Genomic DNA, 14,158 nt, shown 5'->3' on the forward strand with positions numbered 1-14,158 from the left:
TATGGCCGGCCGGAAGCATCTGAACGCGACCAAGAACACGGCTTGTTCTGGGCTGCCGCCCGTAACGACCCCTCACCCCAACCCCTTTCCCCAAGGGTAGAGGGACCTTTTATCGCATTCTCAATAACTTACAACATACGCGAGATGTGTGCATACTTTAGAGCATTCGCTGGAGTGACGGCCGGAAAACGTGTTTGAATCATAACCATCCATGCGGACGCGCCCTCCGGCCCATGGGGACCGGAGGGCGCGTCATCGCAGCGGCTGGCGACGTCAGGCGGCGCCCGTGTCCACCACCTCGCGCGTGATGATGATCGGCAGATGCCCGTCGGGGAGGAAGTTCACCTCGTCCGCGCGGGTCACCTCGTATTCCGGCGTTTCGGCGCCGCGGCGCATCTCGGCCGTCGAGGCGAACCAAGTGATCGCCAGCCCGTCGAAGAGCGGCGCCGTGCCGTCCGTGTATTCGCCGGCGTGCAGATGGTTCTGCTCGTAACGCAGGATGGTGGCAATTTTCGCTCCGATCGGGCCGTGCACCTCGCGCCAATAGCGGCGGAACGGCTCCAGCGCCATGCCGGGGCGGCGGTTGACGAACTCGATGTTCTTCACCGCCCCCACCGGGACCGCGCCGGGCTTGGCGACGTGGACGTCGACCAGCATGTGCACCGTGCGCGCTGGGTCGGCCAACGGCACGTCGACCGCGTTCCGGCGGGCGTCCCTGGCGGCCTCCAGCGTGTCGAAGGTCCATTCGCTCACGCCGTCGAACAGCAGTTCGCCACGCTTGTAGCCCTGCACCAACGTGTGGGACTGCACGTAGCGCACCGCACCGGCCGCCCCCTGCATCGCGTCGGCCAGCCCGAGCAGGTGGGCGTGGAAGTCCTCCACCGCCACGTCGGGACGCCGCTTGTAGAGCGACACCAGCTTCACCATCGTCGTTTCCTTCCTGTGCCAATCAGCGTTGGTTCAGCCCTGGTGCCGCGGCACCGGCTTGTTGAAGCTCTCGCCCTGCTGCCGGGCGCGGCGTTGCAGCCACCAGCCGAACTGCTCCGGCCAGTCCCCCCACCCCGCGTCGCCGCCGAGCGCCAGCGCCGCCTGCGCCGCCCAGTTCGGCTGCACCAGCGCTTCGCGGGCGACGGCGATCAGATCGACGTCGCCGGCCCGCAGCACGGCGTCGGCGTGTTCCGGGTCGCGGATCAGGCCGACCGCCACTGTCGCGATCCCCACCTCGCGCCGCACGCGGGCGGCGAAGGGCACTTGGAAGCCGGGAACCCGCGAGATCAGCATCTGTTGGCGCGTCAGCCGCTGGCCGCCCGACGAGCAATCGACCGCGTCGATCCCGCGTGCGCGCAGTTCCCTGGCGAAGGCGACGGTGTCGTCCATCACCCAGCCGACGTCCACGCCGTCCACCGCCGACACCCGGACGAACAGCGGCTTGTCCGCCGGCCATGCCTTGCGCACAGCCTCGGCGACGCGCAACGGGTAGCGCATCCGGCCCGTCAGGTCGCCGCCCCAGCCGTCGGTGCGCGTGTTGGTGATCGGCGACAGGAAGGAGTGCAGCAGGTAGCCGTGCGCGCAATGCAGCTCGACCACGTCGAACCCGGCCTCGTCGGCCCGCCGTGCGGCCGCCACGAAGTCGGCCTCCACCGCCTCCAGATCCTCGTCCGTCATGGCGTGCGGCGCGGGCCAGCCGGCGTCGAACGGCTCCGCCGTGACGCTGGCGGTTTCCCACGCCTGTGGCCCGGACAGCGGCTTGCCACCCTCCCACGGGCGCTGCGAGGAGCCCTTGTGGCCGCTGTGGCAGAGCTGGATCCCGGCGGCGGCCCCGAAACGGTGCAGGAACTCGGCGATCCGCCGCACGCCGGGAATCTGGGCGTCGAACCACAGTCCGGCGCAGCCTTGCGTGATGCGTCCCTGCCGGCTGACCGCGGCGGCCTCCATGAATACCAAGCCGGCACCGCCGAGCGCGAAACGCCCGAGATGGACGAGGTGGAAGTCGTCGACGAAGCCGTCCTGCGCGCTGTACATCGCCATGGGCGAGACCATGATGCGGTTCTTCAGCGTCAGCCCGCGCAGGGTCAGCGGCTGCCAAAGCAGCGCCGGACCGTTTGCGTCACCCGTGTCGTCGTTCCTGTTTGCGCAATCCACGAAACACCTCCGAAAACTCAGGAAAGCCCCCAGGCTCAGGAAAGCCCAAGGAAGGACTCGCGCACGCGCGGATCCGCCAGCAGCTCGCGGCTGGGACCGGACAGCGTCGCGCGGCCCTTTTCGATGACGACCGCCTGCTCGCTGACCTCCAGCCCGCGGCCGACGTCCTGCTCGACCAGCAGCACCTGGACGCCTTCCTGGGTCAGGCGGGGGATCAGCTCGAAGATCTGGTCCACGATGATCGGGGCCAGACCCTGCGACGGCTCGTCGAGGATCAGCACGCGCGGGTCGCTCATCATCGCCCGCGCGATGGCCAGCATCTGCTGCTCGCCACCCGACATCATGCCGGCGATCTGGCCGCGCCGCTCGCGCAGGCGCGGGAAGCGGTTGAACTCGCGCTCCAGCCGGGTCGCCAGCACCGCGGCGGACAGGCCGTAGCCGCCGACCTTCAGGTTCTCCTCCACCGTCAGGGTCGGGAAGGTGCCGCGTCCCTCCGACACCATGCGCACGCCAAGCCGCGCGATGTCGTGCGGGGCGAGGCGGTCGACCCGCTCGCCGTTCAGCACCACCTCGCCCGTGCACCAGGGCAACAGGCCGCAGATGCCGCGCAGGAAGCTGGTCTTGCCGGCGCCGTTGGACCCCAGGATGCTGGTCACCGCGCTCTGGCGCAGGTCGATCTGCAGCCCGTCGACCACGGCCACGCCTTTGCGGTAGCCGCCGCGGAAGTTAGACACCTTGAGCATAACGCCCTCCGAGATAGACGGAGATGACCTCAGGCATGCGCGCCACGGCGTCGGGCTCGCCCTCGGCGAGTTTGCGGCCCTGCGCGATGACCACCACGCGGTCGCTGATCCGCATCACCGAGCGCACGTCGTGCTCGACGAAGATGATGCTGATGCCTTCCCGCTTGAGCCCCTGAAGCATCTGCAGGATGCCCTCGCTGTCCGCCGCGTTGAGGCCGGCGAGGATCTCGTCGGTCATCAGCAGCTTCGGCCCGGTCGCCATGGCGCGGGCGATCTCCACCCGCTTCTGGTCGCCGATGGACAGCGTCTCCGCGATCTCGTCGCGGCAGTCCTCCAGGCCGCAGAAGGCCAGCGCGCGGCGGGTGCAGGCCGCGGCGGACTCGGTCCGGGCGCGCTCGGCCGGGCGGAACAGGCTGGCGACGTGGACGTTGTCCCACACCGTCATGCCGGACAGCAGCGATGCGGACTGGAAGGTCCGCACGGCGCCCAGCGCGCAGATCTCGTCCGGGCGCAGGCCGCCGATGGAGCGGCCGCAGAAGGTGATGGTGCCTCCGGACGGCGGCAGCAGCCCGGAGATGACGTTGAACAGCGTGGTCTTGCCGGCCCCGTTCGGGCCGATCAGCCCGACGACCTCGCCCGGATAAACCTCGAAGCCGACGCCGTTCAGCGCGGTGACTCCGCCGAAGACCTTGGACAGGTTCTCCACCCGCAACAGCGGGGGCGGTGGGGGGGATGCGGTTGCCATCGTGCTCTCCTAGGCGCGGACGTGGGCGGACGGCCGGGGTACCGGCTTGGCGGCGGCGCGGCGGCGCTCGACCCAGGCCCAGAAGACGCTGGCCAGCCCGCCGGGGTGCAGCGTGGTGATCGCGACGATCAGCGCGCCGTAGATCAGCCGGTGGTATTCCAGGAAGTTGCCCCAGGCGATCTGGTCGATGACGCTGAGCGCGATGCCGCCGATGATCGGGCCGATCACCGTGCCGGCGCCGCCGAAGATGGTGATCAGGATCATGTTCAGCGTGATCGAGACGTCGAAGACGCTCTGCACCGAGACGTAAGCGAGGAACGGCGCGAAGGCCGCGCCCAGAACGCCCGGCCACGCCGCGCTGATCATGAAGGCGATGGCCTTGTAGGTGGTGGTGCGCACGCCGATGCTGGAGGCCAGCACCTCGTCCTTGCGGATCGCGTGGAGCGCGTAGCCGATCTTCGAGCGGACGACCACGATGATCGACCCAACGATCAGGCCCAGCAGCCCGAGGAACAGGTAGAAGAATCCTTCCAGCGGCAGCGACGGCGCCAACGTCCAGCCGAGGTCGTGGGAGCGCAGGCCGCGGGTGAAGGTCCAGCGCTGCAGCACCGTCTCGAACACCAGCATGACGGCCAGCGTGGACAGCGCGAAATACAGGCCCTTCTGCTTGAACACCGGCACGAAGAGCGCCGCCAGCGCCGCCGCCAGCACCCCGCCGATCATCATGACGACGGGCAGGGGCAGGCCGTAGCGCACCATGCCCACCGCGCCCGCGAAGGCGCCGATGCCGAAGAAGACGCCGTGCCCGAAGCTCGCGTAGCCGCCGAAGCCGCCGATCAGGTTCCACGAACTCGCCAACCCGATGTTGACGAACACGAAGATCATCAGGCGCAGCCAGTAATCGTTCATGACCAGCGGGCAAAGGGCCACCACCAGCAGGAACACCGCCAAGCAGAGCAGCTGGTTGCGCACCGGCCCGGTGCGGATGGCGTAAGCCATGGAGACGAAGTTCATGGGAATGCTCACTTCCTGATGGCGGGGCCGGCCCCGAGCAGGCCTTGCGGCCGGAAGACGAGGAAGACCAGCAGCACGCCGAAGGTGATCGCCGGCGCGATGGTCGGCGCATAGAAGGACGCCCCGAAGCTGAGAACGCCGAAGATCAGCCCGCCGACGAGCGCGCCCAGCATGCTGCCGAGCCCGCCGATGGTGATGACGAGGAAGGAATCCACCGTCCACGTGAAATGCATGTACGGGGCCACGGGGCTGAGCGTCACGAACATGGCGCCAGCAAGGCCCGCCCAGGTCCCGGAAAGGAACATCGTCTTCTCGAAGGTCCGTCCGAGGTTGATGCCGCTGAGCTGCGCTGACTCCCGGTTGTCGCGGCAGGCGCGGATCGCCCGCCCGAACTCCGTCCGGCCCAGCACAAAGAACAGCACGGCGGCCGACATCAGGCTGACCGCGAAGACGACAAGGTCGAAGGAGGGCACGAAGGTGTTGCCAAGCTCGAAGCCCGGCGGCAGGCCGGTCTTCAGGCGCAGCATGCGCTCCTCGCTGCCCCAGCCCAGCGTGCCCAGTTCGGTCACCACGGTGGCGATGCCGAAGGTCTGCACCAGCACCATCAGCGGTTCGAGCTTGAACGTCCGGGCGATGAACAGGCGCTGGATGACGGCGCCGAGCAGTCCGGTCCCGAGCGCACCGCCGACCACCGCGGCGGCGTAGGGCACCCCGAACTTTATGGCGAGGTATTGTGTGAGCAGGCCGCCGAACACCACCAGGGCGCCGTGCGCGAAGTTGACAATTCCGATCACCCCCAGCACCAAACTGAAACCGAAGGCCGCCAGGGCGTAGATGCCGCCCCGCAACAGCCCGTACACGAGCACGTCTTCCATGACCTGATCCCATCTGTGCACGTCGCGCCGGACGCCGGGGCTTGGAGCCCCGGTGTGGCCGGCGCGCCGCGGCTGCTCACCACGCCGGCTTGGGATAGACCCCCGCCGTTTCCGCCATGTCGGCCGGCGCCACGATGGCCGCGGCGACCGGGTCGCCCGTCCATTGCACGGCGGGGGCGGAATCGCGGCGGATGCGCCCGCGCTCATCGAACGACACCGGGCCCCAGATCGTGTCCTTCAGGTCAAGCCGGCTCAGCCGCTCGCGCAGCGTCTTGGGGTTGAACGGGTCCTGCGGATCGGCATCGCGCAGGGCCTGCTGGTAGATGTATGGCAGGATGTAGGAGAAGGCCGCCTGGTAGGTCGGCATGTAGCCGTAGGTCGCCTTGAACCTGTCCGCGAACTCCTGCGCCGAAGCGTGCTTCTCGTCACGGTACTTGAACTGCGGCAGCCAGACGGTAGAGCCGATGATGCCCTGCATCTTGGGGCCCAGCGTGTCCTTGACCGCCGGGCTGGTGGTCAGGTGCCCGCCGACGAACGCCTTCGGGTTCACGCCGATGGCCGACATCTCCTCGGCCAGCTTGATGCAGATGACGTCCCAGCCGGTGTTGTAGATGATGTCGAGCTGGCCCGCCCCGCGCAGTTTCAGCGCCGTCGGCCGCAGGTCCTGCACGTTCATCGGCAGCACCACCTCGGTCACCACGTCGATGCCGTGCTGCTTGCACTTGTCTTTCACGCCCTGGCCGATCTCGTGGTAGACGGGGTCGTCCATGATCACGAGCCCGAGCTTCTTCGGCTTGGGCGTCCGGGACGCCAGGAAGTCCATGGCGCCGGTGCAGTAGGTGCCGACGCGGCCGTTGGCGGTGAAGGCGGTGTGGCCGCCGAGTTCCTCGTCCACGCGGATCGACGACGCGCCGGACTGCACGAAGACATGACCGTGCTTGCGGACGATGGCGCCTTGGGCCAGCACAGTGTCGGTTCCGTAGGTGCCGACGATGAGGTCGACCTTGTCGTCGCTGATCAGCTTTTCCGTGAGCTGTGCCGCACGCGAGGCGTTGTTCTCGTCGTCGTAAATGGTCCATTTGACCGCGCGCTCGCGCCCGGCGACGACCATCTTGCCGTCGTAGGTGCGGGTCCAGAAATCGAAGGCGTCCTTGCAGATCCGGGACACCTTCTCGTACGGACCGGTGAGCGGCAGCGAGGCCCCGATGTGCACGACGCCGTCGGCGCCACCCGCCGCGCCGGCGAAGCGTGGCAGAGTGACCCCGACCGCCAGGGCCCCGGCCCCGAGAATGCCCCCCTTGAGAACGGCGCGCCGCGACGGACGGCGCGGATTCGCGGCTCGATCGAGCATGCTCCCCCTTATTGATGATTTGCGGCGCCGCAGGGCTGCGGCTCAACAACCAAACGATAGTTCAAATTGGGTCGCGTGGTCAACGGGGATGATTTGTTGACCAAGCAAACGCCGGAAGACCGCTCAATCAGGCTATTTCGGCGTATTATCGGGGGGGACCTCCGGATCTTTAATGGGGCGGCCGTCCGCATCCGCTCCCTACCAGAACGCTCGTCGTCACGCGGTTACCAAACAACTGTTTGAACAACGTTCCGAGTTCGCGTATAGAGCGCTCCATCCGGTGACAAGGAGAACAGCACCCATGAGCGCTTGCATCGTTGGTTGGGCTCACACGCCATTCGGAAAGCTCGAAGAAGAAACTCTGGAAAGCCTGATTGTTCGCGTCGCTTCCGATGCCCTCGCCCACGCCGGAATCGCGGCACAGGACGTCGACGAGATTTTCATCGGTCATTTCAACGCTGGCTTCTCGCAACAGGATTTCACCGCATCACTGGTCCTTCAGGCGAGCGATGCGTTCCGCTTCAAACCCGCCACCCGTGTCGAGAACGCCTGCGCCACCGGCTCTGCCGCCGTGCACCAAGCCGTCCACGCCGTGCAATCCAAGCGCGCCCGCACCGTCCTCGTGGTCGGTGTCGAACAGATGACCACGACGCCCGGCGCCGAGGTTGGCCGAAACCTGCTCAAGGCGTCGTACCTGCCGGAAGACGCAAACACGCCGGCCGGCTTCGCGGGCGTGTTCGGCCGGATTGCCGATCTGTATTTCCAACGTCACGGTGATCAATCCGATGCGCTGGCGAGCATCGCGGCCAAGAATCACGCCAACGGGGTCGCCAACCCCTACGCGCAGATGCGCAAGGATCTCGGCTTTGAATTCTGCCGCCGGGAAAGCGAGAAGAACCCGCAGGTCGCCGGGCCGCTGAAGCGGACCGACTGCTCGCTGGTGTCCGACGGGGCGGCCGCGTTGGTCATCGCCCGGAACGATCTCGCGACCCGCATGCCGCGCGCGGTTGCCTTCCGGGCGGCCGTCCACGTGCAGGATTTCCTGCCAATGTCGAAACGCGACATCATCCGCTTCGAAGGATGCACCAGGGCATGGGACCGGGCGCTGATGCAGGCCGGTCTCTGGCTCTCGGACCTGTCCTTCGTCGAAACACACGACTGCTTCACCATCGCCGAACTGATCGAGTACGAAGCCATGGGACTTGTGGCGGAAGGGCAAGGCGCCGTCGCGGTGCTGGAGGGGTGGACGCACAAGGACGGCAAGCTGCCGGTCAATCCATCCGGCGGCCTGAAGGCGAAAGGCCATCCCATCGGCGCCACCGGCGTGTCGATGCACGCGCTCGCCGCTATGCAGCTGTGCGGTGAGGCCGGGGACATGCAGGTCAGGAATCCGGAGTTCGCCGGCATCTTCAACATGGGCGGGGCGGCGGTCGCCAACTACGTCAGCATCCTCGAACGCACTGCCTGACCGCAACGAGAGCCAGGATCAAACCCCATGAAAATCCTCGTCCCGGTCAAGCGGGTGGTCGATTACAACGTCAAGGTCCGCGTGAAGGCGGACGGCTCGGGCGTTGAGACCGCCAACGTGAAGATGAGCATGAATCCCTTCGACGAGATCGCCGTCGAGGAGGCCGTCCGCCTGAAGGAAGCCGGCAAGGCGACCGAGGTCATCGTGGTCACCGTCGGCCCGGCAGCATCCCAGGAAACCCTGCGCACCGCGCTGGCCATGGGCGCCGACCGCGGCATCCTGGTGCAGACGGGATCCGAGACGCAGCCGCTGGCCGTCGCCAAGGTGCTCAAGGCACTGGTCGACAAGGAGGGCCCGACTTTGGTCATCCTCGGCAAGCAGGCGATCGACGACGACTGCAACCAGACCGGCCAGATGCTCGCCGCCCTGCTGGGCTGGCCGCAGGGCACCTTCGCCTCCAAGGTCACGCCGGGCGAGGGCGCGGTGACCGTCACCCGCGAGATCGACGGTGGCCTGGAGACGGTGGAGCTGACGCTCCCCGCTGTGGTCACCGCGGATCTCCGCCTGAACGAGCCGCGCTACGCCTCGCTGCCCAACATCATGAAGGCCAAGAAGAAGCCCATCGACACCGTCACGCCCGGCAGCCTGGGCGTGGACGTCGCGCCGCGGCTGAAGACGCTGAGGGTCGCCGAGCCGGCCAAGCGCAAGGCCGGCGTGAAGGTGGCCGACGTCGCCGCCCTGGTCGACAAGCTGAAGAACGATGCCCGAGCCATCTAAGGGGGGTGATCTGATATGGCCATTCTCGTCATTGCCGAACACGACAACGCCGCGCTGAAGCCCGCCACGCTGAACACGGTCACCGCCGCCGCCAAGATTGCCAACGCTCTTGGGGACGACATCTACCTGCTGGTCGCCGGCCAGGGCGCACAAGCCGTCGCCGACGCCGCGTCCAAGGTTGCCGGCGTGTCCAAGGTGTTACTGGCCGACAACGCGGCTTACGCGCACCCCCTGCCGGAGAACCTGGCCCCGCTGGTCGTCGGCCTCGCCAAGTCCTACGGCCACGTGCTGGCCGCGGCGACCTCGGAGGGCAAGAACCTTCTGCCGCGCGTGGCGGCCCTGCTGGACGTCGCGGCGATCTCCGACATCACCGGGGTCGTTTCCGCCGACACCTTCGAGCGGCCGATCTACGCCGGCAACGCCATCGCGACCGTGCAGTCGTCGGACGCCATCAAGGTGATCACCGTGCGCACCACCGCCTTCGAGGCGGCGGCGGCCGGCGGTTCGGCGGCGGTGGAGACCGTCGCCGGGACGGGCGACGCGGGTTCCGCCAAGCTCTTAGGCCAGGAGCTGACGAAGTCGGAGCGGCCGGAGCTGACGCAGGCCAAGATCGTCGTCTCGGGCGGGCGCGGCATGCAGTCGGGCGAGAACTTCAAGCTCCTGGAATCGCTGGCCGACAAGCTGGGCGCGGCGGTCGGCGCCAGCCGGGCGGCGGTCGACGCGGGCTTCGTGCCCAACGACTACCAGGTCGGGCAAACCGGCAAGATCGTGGCGCCGGAGCTGTACATCGCCGTCGGCATTTCGGGGGCCATCCAGCATCTCGCGGGCATGAAGGACTCGAAAGTCATCGTCGCGATTAACAAGGATGAGGAAGCGCCCATCTTCCAAGTGGCGGACTACGGTCTGGTCGCCGATCTCTTCAAGGCGGTGCCGGAACTGACAAACATCGTTTGATCCTTCCCATGTTCCTCCGCGCGCCGGTGCGCTTCGACAGAGTGCGAAACTTGCGCTGGGCACTTATCACCCAGCGCCCTTCCTGATTTGGTTAAATCGGTAGCGCTGTGTCGCACCCGGATTCTTCCCTGGCTGAGTGCGAGACTTGGGCCGGGCGTTAACTGCCCGGCTTCTTTCTCAGCAAAATTGTTGCAGATTGACGATGAAGACGCTCGGGATCCTCGACGCTGACCAGACAGGTCGCGTTGTCTGTGTCTGCGCAAAGGCGGGTTGTGAGCTCATCGTTCCCAACAACACGGTCAGCTTATGCCAGTCGATTGCTGCAAGCCCAGACATCGACGGGTGACAATAACGCAACGCCGATCTCACCTGAACCGCGCCGGGTTTGTCGGAGGCCCCGTATCGACCCTGCGGGTATTGCCGGTGCGCTCATAGTGCTCGGGCTTTCCCGCAAGGCAGCGTTTTGTCCGGCGCTGTAAACGCCCGGACCGTCTTCCGCTATCGTTCCTGGCCGAACGGCCGGATGCGGAGCGATACGAACGGATCATATACGCTCGCATATTGCCAGACCGGATAATGGCCCCTCGTATAATCGAAGGCCAATGATGAATGAGGCATGCTCCCTCTATCAAAGTCAACGCGCAAGCAGAGTAGAATAATCTGTGATGCGCCTACGATGGGAGAAAGGTTCGCCGCTCTCGTTCGCCTTCCTCTATGATTTCGACAAAAACAAGCTTAGACCAATTCTTTAAATATTCCATTTTCTTCAGGTCTGCTTTCCTGAAGATCTTGCGATCTCAACCATACCCTTTCGAACGTTCAATGTGGAGTCCGTCGAATCCCATCGACCCGCTGCCGCAAGGCCGTGAAACAGCACCGCAGCCCGCCGCCACTCGGAGAAACCATCATCATGTCCTACGCCATCATCGGTTCGGGCGCCATCGGCGCCGCGCTGGCCCGCCAGTTCGCCCGCCAGGGCCTCGCGGTCCAAATCGCCAACAGCCGCGGTCCGGAGTCGCTGGCCGCCTTGGCGGATGAACTGGGCGCCAGTGTCGTTCCCGCCACGCTGCCGGACGCCCTTCGGGCCGAGGTCGTATCCTGGCCGTGCCCTTCGGCGCGGTGCCCGACGCGGTGCGCGGCGCCGCCGACTGGACGGGCCGCATCGTCGTGGACGCCACCAACGCCATCGACTTCCCCGCCTTCACGCCCAAGGACCTGGGCGGGCGCCTGTCCAGCGAGGTCGTCGCCGACGCCGTGCCCGGCGCCCGCGTCGTCAAGGCCTTCAACACCCTGCCCGCCGCCGTGCTGGCCAAGGACCCGAACGACGGCGGCCGCCGCGTCCTGTTCCTGTCCGGCAACGACGCCGCCGCCAAAGCCGCGGTCGCCGGCCTGATCTGCCGGCTCGGCTTCGCCCCCATCGACCTCGGCCCGCTCGCCGCCGGCGGCCGCCTGCAGCAATTCGGCAACGCCGTGATGGTGCACAGCCTCATCAAGCAGGCCTGACGGGCCACACACACGGAGCGGCCGTCGGCGCTCTGCCCGGCAGCCGCTCCGGTCTGGCGGTCTCACGGCCGGATGGCGGCGAACTCCTCACCGGCAAGGATCATGGCTTGCCGGATGGCGGGATAACCGCTGTAGGGCAGCATGTTCAGAAGGGTTTCGACGACCTCCTCCTTCCGGGCGCCGGCCTTGATCGCGGCGCGGATGTGGACACGCAGCGGCGTGGCGTCGGTCGCGGCGCCACGGGCCGCCAGCGCCGCACAGGCGGTCAGCTCCCGTGTCTTCGCGTCGATGCCAAAGCGATGAAAGATGTCTCCGTAGCAAAACTCGACGATCATGCGACCGATTTCCGGTGCGATGTCGTCGAAGCTGTGCACCACCGCTTCGCCGGACGCGCTCGACGTCGCCGCCAGCGCCGCCAAGCCGCGGCTCCGGCGGGCCTGCCGGCTCTCGGACGCCGCGTCGTCCGCCATGGGTGCGGGATGGGAGGCGGCGGTGGTCCGGTGCTCATCCGGCAGGTCCTCAAGCACCGCGCCCAGGAGAGCAAAGCCGTTCAGCGCGGCCGGAAAGCCGGCATAGACGCTGAGCTGCATGATGGCCTCGGCAAGGGTCGCGGGGGCGACGCCGCCATCGTTCGCGGCCCGGAGATGCAGCCGAAGCAACTCCGAACGGTTGCCCGTCGCCCCCAGCATGCTGATGATCGCCAGATGTTTGTCTTGGTTCGTCAGTCCGTCACGCGACATCACGTCGCCGAAGACGAATTCCAGGGACCAGCGGGCCAGTTCGGGAGACATTTGGGCGACACCGGCGGAGAACGTCGAAGGATCCATTCCCATGAGGTCACGGAATGTGCCGAGGCTGCGCCGGTACCGGTCTGTCCCATCGCCGTCCTCCGGCTCCCTCGGACCATAGGCAAGGCCACGTTCCCTGAAAATGTCCCTCACGATACCGATGGAGTCGATCGCGATGGGAAAGCCGAGCATGGCGGTCGAAAGGAACAGCAGTTCGACGAGGTCGTCCGGCGTCCCTCCGACGTTGAGCAGACCTTCCATGTGAAATTTCAGCTGCGGTTGCAGGGATGCCTGCGCCATCAGGGCGCTGACGGTGCAGATTTGGCGCAGGCGCAGATCAAGCCCGGGGCGGGACAGAACGTCGTCGTAAGGGTATTCGACCGTGAAGCGGGCCATGTCCTTCGACAACCCGCTCAGCCGGTTGATCGGTCCGTCGAAATCGGCGCCGCCAATGCGTTGCAGAAGGAGCATGCCGCGCCTGAAGCGTTCCGCCGGCTCCTGGCTGTGCTCCGTCTCGGGGGAACTCGCATGTTCGGTCGTTGGCATTCTCGCTTCCTTTTCCCCGTCCGGCGGGGCGGTGCCCGCCGCGATGGAAGGAAAGCTGGGCACGCCGGGCCTGGCCGATAATCGGGCGGAAACCGCATGGGCTTTTCAGCACAGCTGAACAATCGCCGCCCGAAACGCCGCCACCAAACCTCCACGGCTGCGCTCATCCGGGCTCTGCGGCCTTGGCCTTGACGAAATTGATGAAGGCGCGCAGCGCCGGGGCCATCTGCCGCTGCTGCGGGTAGCAGAGGTAGAAGCCGGGGAACGGGGCCGACCACTCCTCCAGCAGCGGGACGAGCAAGCCCTTCGCGATCAGGGGCTGCAGCTCGTGCTCCATCCAGAACGCGATGCCGATGCCGTCCACCGCGGCGTCGATCGTCATGCTCTGCTCGCTTAATACCAGCGGACCCTTGACGTCCACCTCGAACCAGGCACCGTCGGCGAAGAACTCCCAGTTGTAGGGGGTGGTCCGCCCCGGCCAGCGCCAGCGGATGCAGGTGTGCGACAGCAGGTCCTTCGGCGTCTCCGGCCGGCCGTGGCGGGCGATGTAGGCGGGGGAGGCCACTGCGATCTGCCGGATGTCGCCACCCAGCCGCAGGACGACCATGTCCTTCTCGATCACCTCCCCCAGCGTGAAGCCGACGTCGAAGCCGGACGCCACTAGATCGACCACCGCGTCGTCGACCAGGATGTCGAGCGTGACGTCCGGGTAGGCCTCTCGAAAAGCCGCGAGGTTCGGCGCGACGTAAGTGCGGAAGGCCGCGCGCAGGCAGCGCACGCGCACCACCCCGGCCGGCCGCGCGCGCAGCTGCCCGACATCGTCCAGCGCCGCGTCCAGTTCCTCCAGCGCCGGGCGGACGCGCAGCAGAAGCCGTTCGCCCGCGTCCGTCAGGGCGACGCTGCGCGTCGTCCGGTGCAGCAGGCGCACGCCCAGCCGCTCCTCGAAAGCGCGGATGATCTGGCTGAGCGAGGAGGGCGACAGGCCCAACTGCTCCGCCGCTTTGGAGAAACTGCCCTGCTCGGCCACCGCGACGAAGGCGCGAAGGTCGGTGTTCCCGCTGGCCCGCATTCAAGAAATTCCCATGGCTGACGCCGATTCTGTCGCGAAACCTAAACACCCTTTTCGGCAATCGGCCGATTAACCCGACCGCCCGGTCCCTCTAGCTTTTCGGACAACGCAGGCCCGATCGCCAGCGCATTCCAACCGCAAGAGGGTGAGGTGGTCCCCGTTCCCCGGACAGATTTGCGGCTT

General features: G+C 66.9%; 13 protein-coding genes and 1 pseudogene. 5 read left to right on the forward strand and 9 right to left on the reverse strand.

All coding sequences use genetic code 11. The annotated features are described in order from the left end of the window. Positions 1-273: 273 nt before the first annotated feature. The 7 genes from ACWPN7_RS16250 to ACWPN7_RS16280 all read right to left on the reverse strand — a co-directional run bounded on the left by ACWPN7_RS16250 (position 274) and on the right by ACWPN7_RS16280 (position 6,870). Positions 274-927: an EthD domain-containing protein gene (locus ACWPN7_RS16250; protein ID WP_459198023.1), complete on the reverse strand. Its 654-nt coding sequence runs from the start codon at positions 925-927 to the stop codon at positions 274-276. A 33-nt stretch (positions 928-960) separates the two neighbouring features. Next, positions 961-2,142: an NADH:flavin oxidoreductase/NADH oxidase gene (locus ACWPN7_RS16255; RefSeq protein WP_459198024.1), complete on the reverse strand. Its 1,182-nt coding sequence runs from the start codon at positions 2,140-2,142 to the stop codon at positions 961-963. Between the two features lie 35 nt (positions 2,143-2,177). Then, positions 2,178-2,885: an ABC transporter ATP-binding protein gene (locus ACWPN7_RS16260; protein ID WP_459198025.1), complete on the reverse strand. Its 708-nt coding sequence runs from the start codon at positions 2,883-2,885 to the stop codon at positions 2,178-2,180. Further along, the gene (locus ACWPN7_RS16265) at positions 2,869-3,630 is read right to left on the reverse strand and encodes an ABC transporter ATP-binding protein (RefSeq protein ID WP_459198026.1); all 762 of its coding nucleotides are present in this window, start codon (positions 3,628-3,630) and stop codon (positions 2,869-2,871) included. The genes ACWPN7_RS16260 and ACWPN7_RS16265 overlap by 17 nt, the downstream gene beginning before the upstream one ends. Positions 3,631-3,639: 9 nt before the next feature. After that, on the reverse strand, positions 3,640-4,644 hold the full coding sequence (locus ACWPN7_RS16270; protein ID WP_376999424.1) for a branched-chain amino acid ABC transporter permease: 1,005 nt from the start codon (positions 4,642-4,644) through the stop codon (positions 3,640-3,642). Between the two features lie 8 nt (positions 4,645-4,652). Continuing rightward, the gene (locus ACWPN7_RS16275; RefSeq protein ID WP_376999426.1) at positions 4,653-5,519 is read right to left on the reverse strand and encodes a branched-chain amino acid ABC transporter permease; all 867 of its coding nucleotides are present in this window, start codon (positions 5,517-5,519) and stop codon (positions 4,653-4,655) included. A 76-nt stretch (positions 5,520-5,595) separates the two neighbouring features. Next, positions 5,596-6,870: an amino acid ABC transporter substrate-binding protein gene (locus ACWPN7_RS16280; RefSeq protein ID WP_459198027.1), complete on the reverse strand. Its 1,275-nt coding sequence runs from the start codon at positions 6,868-6,870 to the stop codon at positions 5,596-5,598. 301 nt (positions 6,871-7,171) lie between these two features. On the opposite strand from ACWPN7_RS16280, the gene ACWPN7_RS16285 reads away from it, so the two are divergent. From ACWPN7_RS16285 to ACWPN7_RS16305, 5 genes and pseudogenes are all read left to right on the forward strand, one after another. Beyond that, positions 7,172-8,338 carry an acetyl-CoA acetyltransferase gene (locus ACWPN7_RS16285; RefSeq protein WP_459198028.1) on the forward strand — a complete coding sequence of 389 codons (1,167 nt, stop codon included), beginning with the start codon at positions 7,172-7,174 and terminating at the stop codon, positions 8,336-8,338. Between the two features lie 27 nt (positions 8,339-8,365). Continuing rightward, on the forward strand, positions 8,366-9,115 hold the full coding sequence (locus ACWPN7_RS16290) for an electron transfer flavoprotein subunit beta/FixA family protein (RefSeq protein ID WP_459198029.1): 750 nt from the start codon (positions 8,366-8,368) through the stop codon (positions 9,113-9,115). 15 nt (positions 9,116-9,130) lie between these two features. After that, positions 9,131-10,069 carry an electron transfer flavoprotein subunit alpha/FixB family protein gene (locus tag ACWPN7_RS16295; RefSeq protein ID WP_459198030.1) on the forward strand — a complete coding sequence of 313 codons (939 nt, stop codon included), beginning with the start codon at positions 9,131-9,133 and terminating at the stop codon, positions 10,067-10,069. Between the two features lie 910 nt (positions 10,070-10,979). Beyond that, a pseudogene (locus tag ACWPN7_RS16300) lies at positions 10,980-11,153 on the forward strand (NAD(P)-binding domain-containing protein); the annotation flags it as partial. Between the two features lie 20 nt (positions 11,154-11,173). Next, positions 11,174-11,572, forward strand: coding sequence for an NADPH-dependent F420 reductase (locus ACWPN7_RS16305; protein WP_459198055.1), 399 nt, complete (start codon positions 11,174-11,176; stop codon positions 11,570-11,572). A 62-nt stretch (positions 11,573-11,634) separates the two neighbouring features. Here the strand turns inward: ACWPN7_RS16305 and ACWPN7_RS16310 are convergent, their stop codons facing one another. Both ACWPN7_RS16310 and ACWPN7_RS16315 read right to left on the reverse strand, forming a co-directional pair. Beyond that, positions 11,635-12,906 carry a carboxymuconolactone decarboxylase family protein gene (locus ACWPN7_RS16310; RefSeq protein WP_459198031.1) on the reverse strand — a complete coding sequence of 424 codons (1,272 nt, stop codon included), beginning with the start codon at positions 12,904-12,906 and terminating at the stop codon, positions 11,635-11,637. Between the two features lie 163 nt (positions 12,907-13,069). After that, positions 13,070-13,975, reverse strand: a complete 906-nt coding sequence (locus tag ACWPN7_RS16315; protein ID WP_459198032.1) for a LysR family transcriptional regulator — start codon at positions 13,973-13,975, stop codon at positions 13,070-13,072. Between the last annotated feature and the right edge of the window lie 183 nt (positions 13,976-14,158).

The sequence above is a fragment of the Azospirillum sp. UENF 312511 genome, assembly GCF_058780635.1.

Excerpts from the sequence above, each read along its gene's own strand:
- ACWPN7_RS16250 (WP_459198023.1), bottom strand. The coding sequence starts at position 927 with ATGGTGAAGCTGGTGTCGCTCTACAAGCGGCGTCCCGACGTGGCGGTG.
- ACWPN7_RS16260 (WP_459198025.1), bottom strand. The coding sequence starts at position 2,885 with ATGCTCAAGGTGTCTAACTTCCGCGGCGGCTACCGCAAAGGCGTGGCC.
- ACWPN7_RS16265 (WP_459198026.1), bottom strand. The coding sequence starts at position 3,630 with ATGGCAACCGCATCCCCCCCACCGCCCCCGCTGTTGCGGGTGGAGAAC.
- ACWPN7_RS16270 (WP_376999424.1), bottom strand. The coding sequence starts at position 4,644 with ATGAACTTCGTCTCCATGGCTTACGCCATCCGCACCGGGCCGGTGCGC.
- ACWPN7_RS16275 (WP_376999426.1), bottom strand. The coding sequence starts at position 5,519 with ATGGAAGACGTGCTCGTGTACGGGCTGTTGCGGGGCGGCATCTACGCC.
- ACWPN7_RS16280 (WP_459198027.1), bottom strand. The coding sequence starts at position 6,870 with ATGCTCGATCGAGCCGCGAATCCGCGCCGTCCGTCGCGGCGCGCCGTT.
- ACWPN7_RS16285 (WP_459198028.1), top strand. The coding sequence starts at position 7,172 with ATGAGCGCTTGCATCGTTGGTTGGGCTCACACGCCATTCGGAAAGCTC.
- ACWPN7_RS16290 (WP_459198029.1), top strand. The coding sequence starts at position 8,366 with ATGAAAATCCTCGTCCCGGTCAAGCGGGTGGTCGATTACAACGTCAAG.
- ACWPN7_RS16295 (WP_459198030.1), top strand. The coding sequence starts at position 9,131 with ATGGCCATTCTCGTCATTGCCGAACACGACAACGCCGCGCTGAAGCCC.
- ACWPN7_RS16310 (WP_459198031.1), bottom strand. The coding sequence starts at position 12,906 with ATGCCAACGACCGAACATGCGAGTTCCCCCGAGACGGAGCACAGCCAG.
- ACWPN7_RS16315 (WP_459198032.1), bottom strand. The coding sequence starts at position 13,975 with ATGCGGGCCAGCGGGAACACCGACCTTCGCGCCTTCGTCGCGGTGGCC.